This window comes from Pseudoalteromonas sp. H71 (assembly GCF_001468485.1).
Taxonomy (GTDB): Bacteria; Pseudomonadota; Gammaproteobacteria; order Enterobacterales; family Alteromonadaceae; genus Pseudoalteromonas.
In genome coordinates, this window is sequence record NZ_LODI01000035.1 from 93,665 (window position 1) to 114,207 (window position 20,543).

Consider the following 20,543-nt stretch of genomic DNA (forward strand, 5'->3'; position numbering starts at 1 on the left):
CCACTAGTATGCTAAATTTAGCGGGCAAAGCACGACAAATTTTGTATTTAATATACCAGCCTGTGGATAAGAGCATTGTCAGTTAGCATAGATCTTAACCACGTATAATACTGATCTACTTTTTTAACATTTATTTATATTTATCATGTATTTACACGCTTATTTTCCGTCCTTAGCCTTTACTACCTTATATATTTAACCACCTTTATACTTCTTTATTTATACTAAGCAATATTAAAGGTGTAAAATTATTATATGATGTCTTCTTTTTAAAACACATGTCGCCATAAATAGTTGTTTACAGGTATTTGAATGGACATTATACTAATTGCCTAACTTTGAGGAAGGAAAGTATGTCAATTAATAATAATGCGCTAGATACCTATCGACTTTTGAAAGCAACAGCTGAAGTTGCTGAAAAGTCACTAGAAGGACGTATTCAACATTATCGCGCTCATCTTAAATCAGAAGAAAAAGAATTAAGAACATACACCCAAAAAGCAGCCGCTGATTTATTAGGATGTAACAATCGTACATTAAAACGTCGTCATGACAATGGTGACTTTGACGATTTGAACATCAAACGTGGTGCTAACGGCCATTATGCTTACACCTTGGTTAATATATTTGCAATGGCAGATATAATGGATATAAAGCCTGATCACCGAGCTAATAGCGATAAACTACAGGTTATTGTTATTAATTCGCTTAAAGGAGGATGCGGAAAAACAACAAGTATGGTTAATATTGCAGCGGCATTAGCCACTACAAATATTAAGCGTTACCGCATTGGTATTATAGATCTCGATCCTCAGGGCTCTTCGTCTAGCTTTTTCCCATCGAGTGAGCATGATCCCATTACTGTCGGCGACTTAATGCGCGATTGTATTGATTTAGATGATGGTGAAACGTGGCCTGAATTCGTTTCAAGTTCATTTTTACCAACGCATATACCAAACATTCGCGTTCTACCTTCTGGTATGGATGATTTTTACTTTGAACACGAAACTGCAACTTTACTCAAAGACACCTCAAATTATGAAGAGACTCGTCATTATCATAAATTACTCGAAAAGGTCATTGAGCCTGTAAAAGACGAATTCGATATATTACTAATAGACACAGCACCTACTCTTAACTTTATGTTTTACAATGCATTAATGGCATCAACAGCAATGTTAATTCCTGTTCACCCAGAAGCTGTCGATTTTGATGCTAATAACAAATATTTAAAACGTTTAGGTGAGATTTATCATACTGTTGCTGCTCTTGGCCATGAAGGTTGGGATTTTATGCAGTTTCTAGTAACTAACTACGTTAAAGGTAACCACTCACAGCGTGACATTGTTAAAGATGTACGAAGCGCTTTTGGTCGTCAAGTCATGAGTTATCCAATTAACCATAGCTCTGCAATTACGGCTAGTTCTTCTTCTTTCAACACCATATTTGATCAAAAGGCGTCAGACAGTTTAGCAAGCCGCGAATCACTTATGCGTGCTCAAGAAAATATTAAAGATGTTGTTGATGAACTTGAAATGCTNGATCTAACTGGCAATCTACCCAATCAAAACTAAATACCCCTAAGTAAGGATGTTAAATAACAATGGCTAAAAAACGTAAAAACGACACCCGCTTAGACCCGTTTGCAACGGCTGTAGGGAATAGCAGCCTTGATGCGCTTTTAGAGCAAGCGAATGCTGGCGATGTTATTAAAATGCCTGCACCGAGTGACTCTTCGCGTCAAATTACCCTTGTTTGTAAAGTAATTTCGCATGCTGATATTCAAAAAACGACTAATGTTTATGGTAAAAACCGTCGTGTCCAGTCGTTATTAAATGAAAAATCGGTCTCGGATATCCTTCCTGCTATTCGTGAGGATGGACGAAACCAGCATCCTGCTCTGCTTTGGGAGCAAGATGATTCAAGTTTGGTACTTGCTGGTTCGCGCCGTCGAATGGCGTGTATTTTAGGTAATGCAGATTATCTTGTTTTAAGTTCAAGCGATTTCACAGAGCAAGACGCTAAAATTTTAGCTGTATCGTCTGATCAATACATAGCACCAAGCCTGTGGGAATTAGGCCAAGCTTACCAACAAACTAAAAACGAGCTGCTCGAACAAGGTAAAAAAGGATCGTACCGCGAAATTGCTGCGATTGAAGGTGTATCTCACACCGCAATTGCAGACGCAATAAAAGCGTATGAGCAAATACCGTCTTCTGTCATTGCTTTGTACCCAACTGCTAATTACGTTGGTCGAGAAGTCGCTAAAAAGCTTATTACTGCCAAGGAGCGTAACGCAGAGAGCTTTAACCGACTAATAGCTGACGTAGCTAGCAATACTGAAGTAAACGCCATTACAAGTGACGACAAGCGTGCTATGGCTATCACTAAGTTATTGACTACAGAACCTCAAGCGGCTTCAAAAAAAGAAGCTGTACTCGAAAACGAGTATGTAATGTTGCAGCGAAACTTAAAAAGTGGCGATGTATCGATTAAAATTAACAATAAAGTTATGACAGACAAGCGTTTAGAGCAGTTAACTAAGTTACTTAGTGCATTTAATTAGTTAGTAAAAAAATGATCTGCTAGGTCCTATAAGTTAGTAAAATCATGATCTATCAGCCTGCTCAGTTAGTAAAAATTTGATCTAAAATAACGTTTATTTAGCTACTTTACCTAAATAGCGTCACTGAGATCATTTTTTTACTAACTATTTGCTACTTCAGCACCATTCTGTGAGTTATCCGTTTATCCCTTAGTAAAATTATGATCTGTAAAGCCCCCATGCTGTGTAAAAGGTGTTTATATTTTGTACGTTATTTGTGGGTTGTTGTTTATTTTTTTATTATTGGGCTATTAAGTACCACAAACCGAATTTTTACCAAGCTATCAGCTCCAACCAGTTTACATTACTGTGAATAGTGCTTTAGCTCAGCGCTTATAAGGCATATACTGGGAAAATTATTTTTAAAAATTAATCCTTTGAGTGACATGTCTGCTAACCTATCAAAAAATGATTTACTCGCTATTTTTGAAGAAATTAAAAATGAGCAGGCTACCCAGTTTCCTCTTTCCGAACGCTTTATAAATAAACTGTTTAAGCCAAACGTGTTGGCAAAAGGAAAAGAATATTATAAAAATGGTAAAATTACTTGGTTAGAACATAACAGTGATTTTTCGGTGGTAGACTCAACTGTTCAAAGTGATACCGGTGCTTCGTATAACCAGCGAGTTGAGATCAGTAAATTACCAACGGGTTATTCTGTTGATACCCATTGCACCTGTAATATCAAAACAAAGTGCCTACACCTCGCAGCCATTTTACTAAAGCTCAAAATAGAGCACTCTGGTGAGTATGGCGAAGACTACTTTATAAATGATTGGTTCAGTGAATTAAGTACACTTAAAAGTACCGAATTAACAACACCATCCCAAGTGTTACTTTTTATATTAAGTGTTGAAAATAATAAAGTATTTATATCTCCCAAAATTGCTAATTACGATAAAAACCAAAATTATACGTTAGGGCGAAACCTAACTGACCAGCAATTAAATAGCTTTATAACGCCAAATGATTTACTTGAAAGTGACTTTAGGCTTTACAGCTGGATTCGCTCACAAAATGCAGTCGGTAGCCTCGAGCTAAAAGGTCAATGGGGATTTAGTGCGTTACAGCAGTTAATTGCTACCGAGCGCTTATTTTTACATCGCTCTCGTGTTGCAATTAAACCGCAAAGTGGCCAATCACTTAGTTTTAATTGGCAACAAGAAAAAGAGCTTACAAAATTAGTTGTTAACTTAGAACAAAGTAAAAATTGGGCGGTGCTCAAAACCACACCGCCCACATATCTAGACCTTGACCATCTAAAAGTTGGCCGCATACGTACACCGTTGAGTGGCGATGAAATAGCGCATTTACAAACCATGCCTGCAATACACAGCGCTAATTTTGATCGTATTTATAAGCAGCTTGCCGATAACTTTGGTGCGGGAGTTATCCCCCACCCTACCAATACGCAATCTGTTTTACCGCAAACAGCGAGTAACGCAGTAATTAAAGTATCTATGGGAGATGCTGGTTTAAGGCTGTCTTTATCGTTTAGGTATAAAAATAAAAATTACCCAGCAGGTAAAGCGCCAAATAATTTAATTAACAGCGCGTTTGAAAACACAGTAACCAATGAGCTTGTTAATTTAGGTTTCGAGTTTTGTAAAGGGGGTTTACAAAGTGAGTTTACTTTCAACAAGCAATCGGCTATTCATCTTCATTGGTTAACCTATGAGGTATTTCCGGGCTTTAAAGAGCATGGTTGGAAAGTCACTATTGGTAAGATGGATATCGCCAATCCACAAAGTGAAGTATCACTTATTGCTAATAGAGCTGCAGGGCATCAAATGCACTGTAAAGTGCTCATTAACAATAGTAAGCTTTCGCACCTTTTTAGTGACGAAGATCCACTTTATCAATCGTTAAATCGACAAAGTCAGTTGTTTCATTACTACCCTGTTGGCCGACAGTTTGGTGTTATTAATAAGTCAGCTATAAATTTGCTGACTGATTTTAAGCAACGTTTTGAATTTGTAAAAACGCGTGATGAATTTAATATACCGCTTTCGTACTTGCCAGAACTTGTAAAACATACTGCAATCAACGTTGAGCTTCACGACGATTCACTCGAGCGCTATCTTGAGGAGCTTAACAATACCGGTAAAGCTATGCCGAGTGTACCGCTGCATGGCTTAAATGAGTCGGTTGAACTTAGAGAGTATCAACAGCAAGGTGTTGATTGGCTAAGTTGTTTAAAACGTCATAAACTTGGTGGCATTTTAGCTGACGATATGGGGTTGGGTAAAACACTGCAAGTCATTGCGTTTTTAACAAGTACGTATAATCGTCCACAAGCGGGCCCTACACTCATTGTGTGTCCAACTAGCTTAGTGAGTAACTGGCAAAACGAAATAATAAAATTTACTAAAGGTCTTAAGGTAATAACCATATTTGGCGCTAATCGCAACGAGCCATTAAAGCACCTAGCACAAGCACAATGTATACTTACAACTTACCCTTTATTAAAGCGCGACATAGCTTATTATTCGCCGCTTTATTTTGAAAATATAATTCTTGATGAAGCGCAATATATTAAAAACGATACTGCTCAGGTATCACGATTAGTAAAAAGGCTTAATGCTGATTTTAAATTGTGCTTAAGCGGTACCCCAATTGAAAACAACTTGCTTGAGCTTAAGTCTTTACTCGACTTTGCTATGCCCTCTTTATTAGGCTCTCAGGCTCATTTTAAACAACATTTTCAAACGCCTATTGAACGCGAAGCCGATATGGAACGTGCCGAGCAATTAAAAGCACTCATAATGCCGTTTATTATGCGTCGAACTAAAGCACAAGTTGCGCAAGAACTACCGCAAAAAACAGAAATTACTAAAGAATTTGAGTTTGAGCCTAAACAAAAAGAAATGTATCAAGGAATAACACGTGCACTTGAAGAAAAGCTAATTGATCTATTTGCTGAGCAAGGCGTTCAAAAAAGTAAACTTGCCTTTTTAGAGGCTTTACTAAAGCTTAGGCAAATTTGTTGCCATCCAAAGCTTATTGAGCCCGATACACAAGCAGGCTCTGCAAAATTAGAATGGTTGTCTACTCACCTCCCTTTAATGTTAAGCCTAGGGCGTAAAGTAATTATATTTAGCCAATTTACGTCCGCGTTAGATTTAATTGCTAAACAATTAAATGAGCTAAACATTAACTTTAGTTTATTAACAGGCCAAACTCGCCATCGCGATAAAGTCATTGATGAGTTTACCAGTGGTAAAACGTCTGTATTTTTAATTAGCTTAAAAGCAGGTGGTACTGGGCTTAATTTAACACAAGCAGATACCGTTATTCATTTCGATCCATGGTGGAACCCTGCGGTAGAAAAGCAAGCCACCGATCGAGCCTACCGTATTGGGCAAACAAATCCTGTTTTTGTTTATAAGTTGATCATGAGTCATTCAATTGAACAAAAAGTTTTTAAAATGCAAGAGGACAAACAAGCACTTGTTGATGCCCTATTTACTGATAAATCAATGAGTTTTACACAGTTTGATGAGCAACAAATGTTGTCACTTATAAAAAGTTAATTTATTTTAAAATTAGTGCGATCTTTTTTGAACTTATTCAAATCTAGGGCGTCTACTATTATGCTTGTTGATTAATTGCAGTTAACACAAGTTTTCATGTTGATTCCCTATTTAGTTACTAACTTTTAGTAATGATTAAGCCAGTTCATTTTGAACTGGCTTTTTTTATGCTTCTTTTTAGCTGCCCATAAGCCGAGGCTGAAGTTATACCAATCCGCAATAATGCTTAATCATTTTGTGGGGCCAAAAGTGTCGCTATCTACGTTAAAAAATTATCATTTACGACGGCATGGGTGCAGAAGGTAGAGCAATGCAGGAGTAATTGCCGAGAACAACTAAATAACGAATTTTTTGCCAAGCTATCAACACGTTTACCTATCCTCAAAATAGATCACTTAATTAAACGGATTGGTATTATTTAAATTAATTCGATCTTTTTATGAACTTAATTCAAAACAGAGCGTCTACTATTATGCTTGTTGATTAATTGCAGTTAATACAAGTTTTCATGTTGATTTCCCCCATTTAGTTACTTATTTAGTAATGATTAAGCCAGTTCACTTTGAACTGGCTTTTTTTATAGCTAATTTTTAGCATTTAATGGTTTATGAGCCAAAGATCAGTTTATTTAGAATAATTTGATCTTTTAATGAACTTAATTCAAATAGCGGCGTCTACTATTATGCTTGTTGATTAATTGCAGTTAATACAAGTTTTCATGTTGATTCCCCCTGTTGTGTTACTTATTTAGTAATGGTTGAGCCAGTTCACTTTGAACTGGCTTTTTTTATGGCTGTTATTTACTACCCCCCTACTTCTGTTCAAACTTATTCGTTATGATGGCATGTCCATAAATTTTATAAGTTTATTTTATGATTACTCAAATACTCACCCAAATTGATTGGGTAAGCACTGCAGCAGGGTTTACTGCAGGTATTGTGCTTTATAGTGTTATTGCCGTTTTGCCTCGCAAAAAATTAAAAAAAACAATTAACGAGCAGCAACAGCAACTTTCTTTATTACAAAGTCAGTTCGATAACAAAGCAGAGCAGTTTAGCGCCTTACAAGATGAACACGAGCTGCTTGAACATAGCCATCAAGAACAGCGTGACGAGGCGCAGCATTTTAAAACGCGTTGCAGTGAGCAAGAAAAACAAAGCATGCAATATAATCAGTTTTGGCAAAAAGCCGAAACCGAATTAACTCAGCTACGTGCGCAATATAATAATCGAGACATAGAGCTCAATAATATGCGAACCACGCTAGAGCAAAAGCAGCAAAACTTTACTGAGCAGCTAGCGCAAATAGAGCAAAGTAAAAACGTACTTAAAAAAGAGTTTGAAAACTTAGCCAATAAAATACTCGATGAAAAAACCCAAAGCTTTAAAGTGACCAACCAAGAAAGTATTGAACAACTGTTAAAACCTGTTCAAGGCGAGTTAAAAGGCTTTAGAGATAAAATGGAGTCGATTCATGTTGAAGATTTAAAACAACGAGCTCAGTTAAAAACAGAGCTTTTACACTTACAAGCCAAAAGCCAATCCATCACCGAGCAAGCTGATAAACTAAGCAATGCGCTGCAAGGGCAAAAGAAAACCCAAGGTAACTGGGGAGAGCTAATGCTTGAAAACGTACTCGATAGCGCAGGCCTGCGCGCTGGTACTGATTACAAGCGTGAAGTGTCGTTTAATACCGAAGACGGCCGTTTACGCCCCGATGTTGTTGTGTACTTACCACAAGGTCGTCATTTAGTGATTGACGCAAAAACATCTCTTAATGCCTACACCCGTTATGTAAATGCTGAAAATGAACTGGATGCTAATCAAGCTATTAAAGAGCATGTAAATGCAGTTACAGCCCGTATTAACGAGCTAGCAAGTAAATCATACGACCGTTTGCCAGGGCTCAACTCGCCAGAAGTTGTTATTATGTTTGTACCAATAGAGTCTGCGTTTGTAGAAGCGCTTAAATATCAAAGCGATATTTACCAACAAGCGATAGAAAAAAATATACTGGTTGCCACACCTACAACGCTGTTAACCAGTTTAAATATTGTAAAACAGCTTTGGCGTTTTGAAGAGCAAACCAAATATTCAAAAGAGCTTGCAAACCGTGCCGAACGTTTTTACAACAAATTAAACGGCTTTTTACTGAGTATGGAAGGGGTTGGTAAACAGCTAGACCGAGCAAAAGAAAGCTACGACAAGGCTTTTTCACAGCTTTACCGAGGCAAAGGTAACTTAATTAAACAAGCCGCTGAATTTAAAGAGCTTGGTGTATCTGTTCAAAAAGAGTTGCCTAACGAGAGTGTAGAGCGAGCACAGCTAGAGTTAGACTAGCCCTATTGGTTTGCTTGATGATAGCGTTTATAAACTGTAAGCGCTATTTATCAAACTTTGCTTTAATCGAGCAATACCCTCAATTACTAGGCTTAAACACAAAAGTAAAACGCAATAAAAAGGAATAACGTAAATGAACGCTAAATTTATTATTTTTGCTTTAAGCTTATCAAGCTTTTTTACAAACGCCTCAAATGAAAAAACGTATCAACCAATTCAAGCTGACTATAGTGAAGGTGAAAAGTGGGTATGGAAATATAAAGGGGTAACACCTAGCAATGAAATACGTGCACAGGGCACGGACACTAAGCAAATAGTCAGCAAAAGTGGCACTCTAGGTATGTTAACGGGTAAAGGAATTACCTCTTTAAGGGTATTAACAAAGCCTAATAACAGCACAACGGCGCGTTATTATTGGCCGTTATATGTGGGTAAAACATGGGTGTTTGAAGAGCACTGGGAAAGCGAAGATGGCACTAAGGGCTCAACAATTCAAAACGCTAAAGTTATCTCATATAAAGATGAAACAGTAGAAGCTGGCACATATAAAGCTTATACCATTGAGTACACAGGTAAAATTATTAACTCAAGAGGCTACTCAGCCGACACACAAGATATTCACTTATATGCACCTAAGTTAAAAACATTCATTAAGTTAACTCAACGCCAAAAAGGGTATTTATACGTTGAAGAGCTAATTGAATATACCAATTAATAATTCATTTTTTCAAATAGCTGCAATATCTAAAAACATAAGTGACATTAAAATGGTCTTACAACTAAAAAATGCAGTTCCTTCTGTAGCCGAGAAAATTTATAACGTTTTGCAGAGTGCTTATAAAGTAGAGGCCCTTTTAATAAAGGCTTCACATTTTCCACCTCTTAGCAGAATGCAGCACGATATTGTGCGCAGCAACGCATTATTTTATGGTTTTTTTTGTGAAAGTACCCTAGCTGGAGTTATAGAAATTAAAGTAAAAAATAAGTGCTTAAGTATCGAAAGTTTAACTGTGCATCCAAGCTACTTTAAAAAAGGAATAGCGGGTAAGTTAATTGCTCATGCGCTTAAATCGAATACGTATAACAAAGCGGTAGTAGAAACTGCTGTCGCAAATACGCCAGCAATTAATTTATATAAAAAACATGGCTTTTCTGAATATAAACAATGGTTGCCGGCACATGGTATTTTAAAAACGGCGATGCTACTTGAACTTAACTAACAAAGTACATGATTGAGTTATCTACTTTAATTAACAAACCGGATAGGCAGAAAACATGAAAAAAAATAAGCTAATTAAATTTGGTTTTATTATGGCTGCAGGCATGAATATAGGCGGTGTTTTACTTTTCTCTCGATTTTTTACAAATCCCATAATAAATGAACTAGACCCTGTTGTTATGTCTAACTTTGGCTTGTTAATGATCGTTATATGGGGCTTAGCGTATTTAGCTAGCGCTTTTATTACCTCAAATATAAAGTGGCTTGCCGGCGCGTTTGTTATTGAAAAACTGGTTTATGTTGTGACTTGGTTATTATGGTTAGCAAACAACAACCTAAGTAATGTATATGATAAAGATTTATTCGCAGGTATTTTTTACAGTATTTACGGTATAAACGACTTTGTGTTTATGATGTTTTTTGCTTGGGTATTCCTACCTAATAATAAAAACGGCTAACCGTTAAAACTGGCCCTCATTCAATAAATCACTCATTTGTTTCTGTGTTAAACATTGTCCATTTGACCAGCTTGAATTTAATTGCGTAATTAGGCTACCAATGCGCTGCGATTTTTTTTGCAGCTGAGTTATCAGTGCATTCGCTTCGTTTTGCTTTTGCTGCAAGCGCTCAATAACAACCGTGTGGTCTAGGTTATTTTCTGGTGTTTTTAACGTCGGTATTTCCTCTAACGAAAACCCTAAACTTTGTGCAAACTTAATCATTTTTATTTGCTCAATGCTTGAATGTTCGTATTGCCTGTAGCCATTACTATTGCGGCTGCTTTTCGGTAACAAACCTTTACTTTCGTAATAACGAATTGTACTAGGGGCAACGCCAACGAGTTTTGCAAGTTCACTTATTTTCATCGTGGTCCTATTTAACCTGAACTCTGGATAATAAACCTCTAGCAGCTATTTTCAACGCTAACTGCGTTGAATTTACTTGCAATAGGCCAGCTATTGATGCGTAAATTCGCCTTGTTTTCATTGAAAATCTCTGGCTAGAAAAAATCAATTTTAATATCACCTTTATGCAATATATTAGTAAGTCTCTTAACCATAGTTCAGGTTAATTAATTTATAAATACTGCCTTGACCTTAAAGCTAACTTTAAAGTTATAGTGGCGATAATGTCAATTTAATTGGTTTGTAACATGCCAGAAAATCAACAAGGTGTCGTCTTTTCACCTATTACTTTACCTAGCGGTTTAGTTTTAAAAAATAGGCTAGTAAAAGCGGCCATGGAAGAAAACCTAGCTGAAGCCGATCTTACACCATCGCAAGTACTTAAAAATTGTTACAGCGCATGGGCACAAGGCGGGGTTGGTTTAGTGATCACCGGTAACGTTATGGTTGATCACTTAGCTATGACAGGCCCAGGTGGCCTGGCGCTTGAGCAGCACACTGATATTACATCGTTTGCTGAGCTTGCGCGATTATCAAAGCAAAATGAATGTAAAGTTATTATGCAAATTAACCACCCAGGCCGCCAAGTATTTAAAAAAATGGGTGGGAAAGTGCTGTCAGCCTCTAACGTGCCACTAAACATGGGAAAACACTCTCATCTATTTGGCCAACCAAAAGCAATGACACACAACGAAATTAATGATGTTGTTGAGCGCTTTACAAATACGGCATTGCAAGCACAAAAGGCAGGGTTCGATGGTGTGCAGATACATGCGGCTCATGGGTACTTATTAGCTCAGTTTTTATCGCCTTTAACCAATAAGCGTGATGATAAATACGGCGGCAGTCTTGAAAATCGTGCGCGTTTATTAACCGAAATAACTCAAAAAATTAAGGCTAGTTGCGCAAGTAACTTTTCGGTATCGGTTAAACTAAACTCAGCTGACTTTCAACGCGGTGGGTTTGAACCTAGCGACGCCCAAGCTGTAGTAACCCTGTTAAGTAAATTAAATATAGATTTTGTTGAGCTTTCGGGCGGCAGTTACGAGGCACCAGCTATGCAAGGTAAAACGGCCGATGAACGCACACTCGCTCGTGAAGCGTACTTTTTAGAATTTGCCAAAACAATTAGCGAGCAATCCAGTACTCCTATTATGACTACGGGTGGTATAAGCCGCTTAGGTGTAGCATGTACGGTTGTTAGTTCAGGAGTGGCGCTTGTAGGGATGGCAACTGCATGTGCATATTACCCTTCTCTGGCCAAAATTTGGCAAACAAAGCCAAATTTTATTGCATCACTACCTGTTGTTACTCTAAAAGACAAAACCCTAGCAGGCCTAGCCACTATGGCATTAGTAAAAAGGCAAATTCGCCGCATGGGTCAAGGCAAACCTGCAAAAATAAATGCATCAGCGGTATTTACTTTAATTGGCGACCAAATTAGAGCCATAAAATTAACAAAGCGCTATAAAAAACGTTTTATTGAAAAATAGTCCTCATAACCGCCGTTGTTGTCTCTATTAATTAAGTTTATTAATTGTTAGAAATACGCTAAAGTTTAATTAGCATATTTATATGATAAAAAACAATGAAAGGAAAACAGAATGCGGCTTAAAGGTTATCTAAAAAAGCTTCTATGCTTTTGGGGACTTCATTTATTAATAATTAGCTTGCCAGGCCTTGCAACAGAACAGCAAGCAGCGCAGGCATGGCAAGATCCAAGTATATTTAGAGTCAATAAACTCCCACCCCGCGCGTTCTATTACCCTACAGCAACCGAGCAAAACGCATTTACAATGGAGCCTTGGCAGCTAGATAACTATAAATTACTAAATGGGCAGTGGAAGTTTAACTGGGTTGACTCTCCTAGTAGAAAACCAGATGGATTTGAAAAAGTAACCTACAATGACGCAAGCTGGGATGAAATAGCTGTCCCTGCCAATTGGGAGCTAAATGGTTACGGTTCTCCTTTTTATCACTCTCACTACTGTTTAATACCTAATACTGAGCAAATTGAGCTACCGCGTTACTATAATCCTGTTGGCTCATACCGAAAAATAATTAACATTGACGAAAGCTGGAATAACAAACAAATCCTTATTAATTTTGGGGCGGTAAAGTCGGCGTTTTATATTTATGTAAATGGTCAGCAAGTTGGTTATTCAGAAGACTCTAAAACTGCCGCTGAATTTGATATTACGCCATACGTTTCTAAAGGCGAAAATACCCTAGCACTACAAGTTTACCGTTATTCAACAGGGTCTTACTTTGAATGCCAAGATATGTGGCGTATGAGTGGCATTGAGCGCGATGTATATTTATATGCTGCGCCAAAAGTGCGTATAAGTGATTTTGAAGCCAATACCACTTTGATAGATAATTACACAAACGGCGAGCTAACGCTAACCACAACAGTACAAAACCACACTAAGCAAACCCACGCTAACTTTGACTTGCTCGTTTCACTGCTAGACGCAAACGATAAGATAATGAGTACTAAAACGTTGTCAGTTCCTAAAATAAAAGAGCAACAAAGTACGCAAGTTAAAGCAGTGTTTAAAGTCAATAATGTACTGCCTTGGAGTGCTGAAGTTCCTAATCTTTATAAATTAAAAATAGGCTTACGCAATAGTAATGAACAGGTGGTTGAGTGGATCGGAAAATCAATAGGCTTTAGAAGCAGTGAGCTAAAAAATGGCAATATTTTAGTTAACGGCAAACCGGTTTTATTTAAAGGTGTAAATAGGCACGAGCACGACCCTGTAACAGGGCACGTCGTTTCTAAAGAGTCTATGGAAAAAGACGTAGCATTAATGAAAGCCTTTAACATTAATGCAGTACGTATGGCTCATTACCCGCAAGATCCGTACATTTATCACCTTGCAGACAAATATGGCTTATACGTTATGGATGAAGCTAACATTGAGTCACATGGAATGGGAGCTGCAAACCAAGGTAAGTACGACCCCTCGGCACACTTGGTAAATAAGCTTAGCTGGCAAAATGCATACATAGATCGCATTTCAAACATGTATCACCGTTCTAAAAATAACCCATCGGTTGTTATGCGCTCACTGGGTAATGAATCGGGCGATGGTATTAATTTAGAGGCGTCGTACGACTGGCTAAAGCGTCAAGCCCCAGGATTTCCAGTCGTATCTGAACAAGCACAGTTAAGACGTCACACCGACGTATACGGCCAAATGTATGCGCCAATTCATTCGGCTGTTCGCTATGCGAAAACGAAGCATGACGTATCAAGGCCCATGATCTTAATTGAATACGAACACTCAATGGGTAATTCGCTAGGTAACCTTGAAGAATATTGGCAGGCCTTTGAAAAATACTCACAGTTACAAGGTGGTTTTATTTGGGATTGGGTCGATCAAACATTTGCCATGAAAAACAGTAAAGGTGAGCTTTTTTGGGCATATGGTGGCGACTTAGAGCCACCATTTGCGGTAAGCGCAAAAAGCTTTGCTGCAAATGGGTTAGTTTACGCCGACAGAACGCCTTACCCTTATTTGTGGGAAGTTAAACAGGTACAGCAAAACATCGACTTTGAGTTAACGAGCAAAGCTCCTTACGAAATAAACGTAATTAACAAACAGTTTTTTGCCGACCTGTCTGACTTTACTTTGTCATGGCAGCTAATGGCCAACGGTGTTGAAGTCGAGCAAGGTGCTAACCTCGGTATTAATGCCAAACCACAAACATCTCAGCGTGTTAGTTTGCCAATTAAAACAAAACTAGGAGCAGGCATTGAATATTTTTTAAATGTACAAGCCGTTCTCAAAAACGCTAAAAATACATTGCCAACGGGTCATGTAGTTGCATCAGAACAACTAGCATTAACAGGCTTTGCACTGACTAATAATACAAAATCAGCCTCGTTAAAAGTAAAGGATTCTGAAAATTCTTTAGCTTTTTCTACTAAAAACGCTCAATTTACGTTTAACAAAAAAACAGGCTTATTGAATGAAATTAATGTCTTTAGAAAGCCATTACTAGCCAATAGTGTAGACCAACCTGTGCAGCCTAACTTTTGGCGTGCGCCTACCGATAATGATTTACCACAAAAGGGATATGGTGACTCGTTTGCTGTGTGGCAACACGCGGGATCAAATACAACACTGACTAGTTTTAGTAGTAAAAAAGTATCCTCAACACAATACAAAGTCGAAACAGAGCACACATTAAATAACGTTGAAAGTCGGTACTTCACAACTTACACAATAAATGGCAATGGCGTAGTTGATGTAGATGTTTACTTTTATGCTGCGCCTCATAATTCGTACTCAGCCTTACCCAGATTAGGTATGCAGTTTGTTGTGAACGAGAACTTTAAAAACGTACAGTGGTATGGTCGAGGGCCTCACGAAAACTATGACGATCGTAAGTCATCGGCTTTTGTTGGCTTATATCAGTCTGACGTTGACTCTTTACGTGTACCGTATGTTCGCCCGCAAGAAAACGGTCACAAAACGGATGTACGGTACGTTACGTTTTATAATGATAAAGGCTATGGAGTTAAGTTTTCTGGCGATCCCTTAATTGGCTTTAATGCATCTTTCTTCGATATGCACGACTACGATAAGAGTACTGAACAAGTTAATCGGCGCAATATGCACCCATCAGATTTAACCAAAGCCCCGTACATTTTTGTAAATATAGATTACAAGCAGCGTGGTGTAGGTGGAACGGATTCGTGGGGTAGTAAACCCTTGTACGAATATGAGCTCCCATGGTTAGACTACAAATACAGCTATAAAATTGAAGCTGTTAAGTTAAACGCTAAAAAATAGCTATACATAAAGCTTTAAATGACTACCCTAAGCCCGCTTTTTCCCCTTAAATAGTGGGCTTTTTTTATGTAAAACATGCTAATTTAAACGTTTGAAATAGAAGGAACGCTAAATGAACATAGGTATTTATATATATGATGATGCTGAAGTACTCGACTTTTCAGGCCCATTTGAAGTATTTAGTACTGCTCAACGTTCAGCTAAAAACGAGTGGAATATATTTTTAGTCGCGCAACATAATCAGCCTGTAAATGCGCGAGGTGGTTTTAGTGTAAATCCCCATTACAGTTTTGCTGATCATCCTGCCATTGATTTACTTTTAGTGGTTGGCGGTGTTCACAATAATGAGCTCACTAAAGCCGCTGTTATTGATTGGATAAAGCGCACAGCCCAGTCAGCTCCGGTAGTAGCATCGGTTTGTACAGGCGCATTTTTATTAGCAAAGGCAGAGCTATTAAATGGTAAAAATGTAACAACTCACTGGGAAGACATAAACGAGCTAGCCGCTTTGTTCCCTTTACTCAATGTAATGAGTAATAAGCGCTGGGTAAAGCATGATAAGTTTATAACCTCAGCGGGTATTTCTGCAGGTATCGATATGAGCTTACATTTAGTGGCTGAGCATATAAGCCCTGAACTTGCAGAGCTAACAGCAAAACAAATGCAGTACACCTGGCACAAAAGTATTTAATCACCCTCTAGCGACCTATTGTAAAAAAAGAAGTTTACTGATTAGCAAAAACAATACGGCTTAAATGTACCTATTATGCGATAAGCATACTGATATAAAGCAAAAAAGTTTGCTAAATTAAGGTTGGTTAATACAAGTATGTATTGCTAAATCAACTTATTGCAAAACTCATAAAATAATAGCAGTAAGTAAATATCACTTTAGGGATTCACATGACATTACTTAAAACCTCGGCACTTGCTTTTTCTATATTAGCGGGGCTGTCTTTATCTGGCTGTTCTATGACTCAAAATACTCCATCTACCTTGGCCTCTGCTGAAATAGACACGTCACTTTCACTCGCGCAAATTTATAAAGATAAAGAATTTAAAACCCAGCGTAGCACTTACTTTAAGTGGCTAGATGATGGCACCGGCTACACTGTGCTTGAAGAGCGCGAAAGCGAAAAAGAAGAAGCAGACGACAGCAACGCCGATGATGAAAAAGAGCACGGCGTAAAAGGTAACGACATTGTATTTTACAATGCTGACGGGACAGGCCGTAAAGTACTGGTTGAGTTTGAAAAGCTACTACCAGAGGGCGCAGACGAGCCATTGGCAATCGAAAGCTACCAATGGTCAAAAGACGGTAAATGGCTGATGGTATTTACCAACAGCGAGCAAGTTTGGCGCTCACGCAGCCGCGGGGATTTTTGGTTACTCAACCTTGAGACTAACCAGTTACAGCAATTAGGTGGTAAAGACGTTGAGCCAACTACGTTAATGTTTGCTAAGTTCTCACCAGATAGCTCTAAAGTGGCTTATGTACGCGATAACAATATTTATATGCAAGCAGTTGGTAGTAACGATGTAACCGCGCTTACAACCGATGGCAGCGCCACCCTAGTTAACGGTAATTTTGATTGGGTATACGAAGAAGAATTCACCATTGCCGATGGTTTTCGTTGGAGCCCCGACAACAAATCAATCGCCTATTGGCAGCTTGATACCAGTGACGTTAAATTTTTCACTATGATCAACAACACCGATGAACTGTACCCTACCCTTAAAGAATTCCCGTATCCTAAGGCCGGTGAAACCAACTCTGCCGTGCGTGTTGGTGTGGTAAGCCTTGCTGATAAACAAACCCGTTGGGCTGAGCTTGAAGGCGATAACCGCGACCGTTATATTCCGCGTATTAGCTGGGCGGGCACCGGTAATGAATTAATGATTCAAGATTTAAACCGTCCACAAAGCCATAACAAAGTGTGGTTGTTTGATTGGCAAAAGCAGCAACTGGCCAAAATTTTAGAAGACAAAGACGATGCGTTTATCGAATGGTTTTATAAAGCCAACTGGTCAAAAGACGGTGAGTTTTTTATTTGGCATAGCGAACGCGACGGTTGGCGTCATCTTTATCGTGTATCGCGCGATGGCAAAACTATTATCGACCTAACCCCAGGCGATTACGACATTATTGATATGCTTACCATTAATGAAGATAAAAACGTAATGTATTTTATTGCCTCGCCAAACGATCCTGGTCAGCGTTATTTATACAGCACACCGCTTGATGGCAGCAGCAAACCGGTACGGGTAACACCTGCTGAGTTTGAAGGTTCAAACAGCTACTACATGTCAAAAGATGCCTCGTGGGCTATGCACACTTACTCAAAGTTTGGTATGCCACCGACTAAAGAGATCATTAAAGTGAGCGATCACAGTAATGTAAAAACTTTAGTTGAAAACAACGAGCTTAAACAAAAACTGGCTGAGCAAAGCTTACCAAAGCATGAGTTTTTTAAAGTAAACGCGCAAGATGGCACCGAGCTTGACGGCTACATTATGTTCCCTGAGAACATGGATAAAAGTAAAAAACACCCAATTGTGTTTTACGTATACGGCGAACCATGGGGCTCAACAGTGCAAGACCGCTGGGAAGGTAACAGTTACTTGTATAAATCACTGCTAACGCAAAAAGGCTTTATTGTGGCATCGGTTGATAACCGAGGTACACGTACACCAAAAGGCCGCGATTGGCGCAAATCGATTTATAAAAAAATCGGCTCAATTACCGTACAAGACCAAGTAGACGCCCTAGATGCCATGGCTAAACGCTGGGATGTAATAGACACTGACCGTGTTGGCGTATGGGGGCATTCAGGGGGCGGTAGTTCAACCCTTAACTTATTGTTCCGCCATGGTGATAAATTTAAAGTAGGCATTGCCTCAGCACCGGTGCCAGATATACGTTTATACGACACCATTTACCAAGAGCGTTATGCCGGCAACCCAAACACCGATCCTGAGAGTTACGATAACACTTCGCCGATTACCTTTGCTAAAAACCTAACCGGTAAGCTATTGCTTATTCACGGCACAGGCGATGATAACGTGCATTATCAAGGCTCAGAGCGCTTAATTGACGAGCTTGTAAAGCACAACAAGCAGTTTGAGTTTTTCTCATACCCTAACCGCTCACATAGCTTACGTGAAGGCAAAGGCACCACCTTGCATTACCATACTATGATGGCTGACTTTTTTGAAAAGCACTTACTAAATAAGTAATCGCTTTAAAAAATAAAATACTAAAGCCGCACTCTAATTATTAGAGTGCGGCTTTTTTAATCAAAGTGTAATGGGGGTTTACAAAGGTTTAGCTTTGGTTAAAAGCTGCGAAACCAAAAAATATATGCTAACAAGCTAATTGGTTAATACTACGAATTAGCTGAAAGCTCTCCCCACTTAAAAGAAATACGCCAATAGCCATATATTAAGGTTTAAAGTCGCTTTTCAACCAATTGTTTTAGATGACAAATGTTAACTTTACTGTTACTTTCGAAGTTAATACTACTATCACATCTACGCTTAAAATGGATTAGCACTATGGACAGTATACGAATTCAAGGCTTGAAAAGCTTAAAAGATACAGGGGTTGTAGAACTTAAGCCCCTTACGATACTTCTCGGAGAAAATAGTGCAGGTAAAAGTACTTTTCTTAGGACCTTTCCCTTAATTAAACAAAGCTTAGCGTCAAGTACAAGAGGTTCAATTTTGTGGTTCGGTTCATATGTAGATTTTGGAGACTATGAGCATGCTCTTTCAAAATATTCGACTGATGGAAAAATAAAGTTTGGCTTTGGTTTTGATCTGTCATCATTTAAGAACGCTCACCATAGTATTCTTAGAGATTTTCTTGAAAAATCACTTCTTGGGAAGTATTACTTAAATTTCAACCTTAAAAAAGATAAAAAAGGTAATGAAAAAGTATCTGAGCTAGACTTGGATTATTTTCAAAACCAATGTTCAATTAATTTTGACATCGAAAAAAATAAAATTGAGCATTTTGCTGTTAATGGTCATGATTTCTCAGAGTATTTTCAAGAAACAGAAATGGATGCTTTTAGTGGAAGAGCTAACTTATTGCCTATACTCAGGTTTAAGAAAAATGGGCTTGATTCACGTATTGCTTATAGATTTAGAGCTCCATATGTGTTTATTAATGAAAGTATCTACCAAGAAATATCAAAAAGAATCACCCCATTTACTAGAAAAGGGACGAATATATCTGACATATTACAACAAGTAGTTAGGTGTGATGTTTCTTCTACTGAAAATTTTTACAAGGAATTGATTAACTCTTCAAATGCAGTCACATGGAAAAAGAAAATAGTAAATATAAAAAACGAAGAGAATCAACTTTCGGAATTAATGTCACTAGTAATTGCTATACATATTCCTACTTCACTATTTGTGTTTAATCAGCGTTTCTGCGAGTTGTTTGAGTCAACGAATTATATCGCACCACTGAGGGCCAATGCAGAAAGATATTATAGGACTCAAAATTTAAGCGTAGATCAAGTTGATCATCAAGGAAGTAATTTGCCTATGTTTATAGATAACTTGTCTGAAACCCAAAAAAAGAATTTTCAAGAATGGATGACAAATAATTTCGGCTTTTTCTTAGATGCGCGCTCTTCTACAGGTCACCTAAGTTTATATCTTCATTACAAAGATTCCGATACAGATTATAATGTAACTGACATGGGATTTGGCTTCTCTCAAATCCTACCTATTATTACACAGCTTTGGTTTACCACGTACATAAAATCACACCAAAGAAACAGGTACAGTAATGAAGTTAACTTTAAAATGCTTATTATTGAACAACCTGAACTTCATTTACATCCTAGGATTCAGTCAAAGCTTATAAACGTATTTATTCGAGCTATTGAACTTTGTAAAAAAGATAATATAGACCTAAAAATTATGATTGAAACTCATAGTGAAACTATAGTTAACTGTATAGGAAGAGCAATTTCAAAAAATAAACTTAGCAAAGGGGATACATCAATAATTGTTTTTGATAAGAAAAAACCTGATGAAGAAACAGCTGTTAAGATTTCAACTTATGATGATGATGGATGTCTATTGGATTGGCCTTGGGGCTTTTTTGACACGGAGTAAT

The 20,543-nt window shown here is 38.0% G+C and carries 12 protein-coding genes and 1 pseudogene; 12 read left to right on the top strand and 1 reads right to left on the bottom strand.

Features of this window, described 5'->3' with window-relative positions; translation table 11 throughout:
* Window positions 1-353 precede the first annotated feature (353 nt).
* The 7 genes and pseudogenes from ATS71_RS13835 to ATS71_RS13865 form a co-directional block, all read left to right on the top strand.
* Window positions 354-1,540 (top strand): annotated as a pseudogene (locus ATS71_RS13835) (AAA family ATPase); the annotation flags it as partial.
* A gap of 63 nt (window positions 1,541-1,603) precedes the next feature.
* A complete protein-coding gene (locus ATS71_RS13840) occupies window positions 1,604-2,566 on the top strand; it encodes a hypothetical protein (RefSeq protein WP_058405350.1) in 963 nt (320 codons plus the stop codon).
* A 425-nt stretch (window positions 2,567-2,991) separates the two neighbouring features.
* Window positions 2,992-6,138: a DEAD/DEAH box helicase gene (locus tag ATS71_RS13845; RefSeq protein WP_058405351.1), complete on the top strand. Its 3,147-nt coding sequence runs from the start codon at window positions 2,992-2,994 to the stop codon at window positions 6,136-6,138.
* 872 nt (window positions 6,139-7,010) lie between these two features.
* The gene (gene rmuC, locus ATS71_RS13850; protein ID WP_058405352.1) at window positions 7,011-8,477 is read left to right on the top strand and encodes a DNA recombination protein RmuC; all 1,467 of its coding nucleotides are present in this window, start codon (window positions 7,011-7,013) and stop codon (window positions 8,475-8,477) included.
* 133 nt (window positions 8,478-8,610) lie between these two features.
* Window positions 8,611-9,192 carry a hypothetical protein gene (locus ATS71_RS13855; RefSeq protein WP_058405353.1) on the top strand — a complete coding sequence of 194 codons (582 nt, stop codon included), beginning with the start codon at window positions 8,611-8,613 and terminating at the stop codon, window positions 9,190-9,192.
* A 52-nt stretch (window positions 9,193-9,244) separates the two neighbouring features.
* The gene (locus ATS71_RS13860) at window positions 9,245-9,697 is read left to right on the top strand and encodes a GNAT family N-acetyltransferase (RefSeq protein WP_058405438.1); all 453 of its coding nucleotides are present in this window, start codon (window positions 9,245-9,247) and stop codon (window positions 9,695-9,697) included.
* Window positions 9,698-9,752: 55 nt separating this feature from the next.
* A complete protein-coding gene (locus ATS71_RS13865; protein ID WP_058405354.1) occupies window positions 9,753-10,154 on the top strand; it encodes a hypothetical protein in 402 nt (133 codons plus the stop codon).
* Between the two features lie 3 nt (window positions 10,155-10,157).
* On the opposite strand, the gene ATS71_RS13870 is transcribed toward ATS71_RS13865, so the two are convergent.
* Window positions 10,158-10,562 (bottom strand): MerR family transcriptional regulator, encoded by a 405-nt coding sequence (locus ATS71_RS13870; protein ID WP_058405355.1) that lies wholly within the window; start codon window positions 10,560-10,562, stop codon window positions 10,158-10,160.
* A gap of 287 nt (window positions 10,563-10,849) precedes the next feature.
* Here ATS71_RS13870 and ATS71_RS13875 point away from each other — a divergent pair, with 287 nt between their 5' ends.
* The 5 genes from ATS71_RS13875 (at window position 10,850) to ATS71_RS13895 (ending at window position 20,542) form a co-directional block, all read left to right on the top strand.
* Window positions 10,850-12,094: an NADH:flavin oxidoreductase/NADH oxidase family protein gene (locus ATS71_RS13875; protein WP_058405356.1), complete on the top strand. Its 1,245-nt coding sequence runs from the start codon at window positions 10,850-10,852 to the stop codon at window positions 12,092-12,094.
* Window positions 12,095-12,205: 111 nt separating this feature from the next.
* Window positions 12,206-15,406, top strand: coding sequence for a glycoside hydrolase family 2 TIM barrel-domain containing protein (locus ATS71_RS13880; protein WP_082653631.1), 3,201 nt, complete (start codon window positions 12,206-12,208; stop codon window positions 15,404-15,406).
* Window positions 15,407-15,518: 112 nt separating this feature from the next.
* On the top strand, window positions 15,519-16,097 hold the full coding sequence (locus ATS71_RS13885) for a DJ-1/PfpI family protein (protein ID WP_058405357.1): 579 nt from the start codon (window positions 15,519-15,521) through the stop codon (window positions 16,095-16,097).
* Window positions 16,098-16,309: 212 nt separating this feature from the next.
* Complete coding sequence (locus tag ATS71_RS13890; RefSeq protein WP_058405358.1) at window positions 16,310-18,643, top strand: S9 family peptidase; 2,334 nt, start codon at window positions 16,310-16,312, stop codon at window positions 18,641-18,643.
* Between the two features lie 318 nt (window positions 18,644-18,961).
* The gene (locus tag ATS71_RS13895; protein WP_058405359.1) at window positions 18,962-20,542 is read left to right on the top strand and encodes an AAA family ATPase; all 1,581 of its coding nucleotides are present in this window, start codon (window positions 18,962-18,964) and stop codon (window positions 20,540-20,542) included.
* Window position 20,543: the final 1 nt, after the last annotated feature.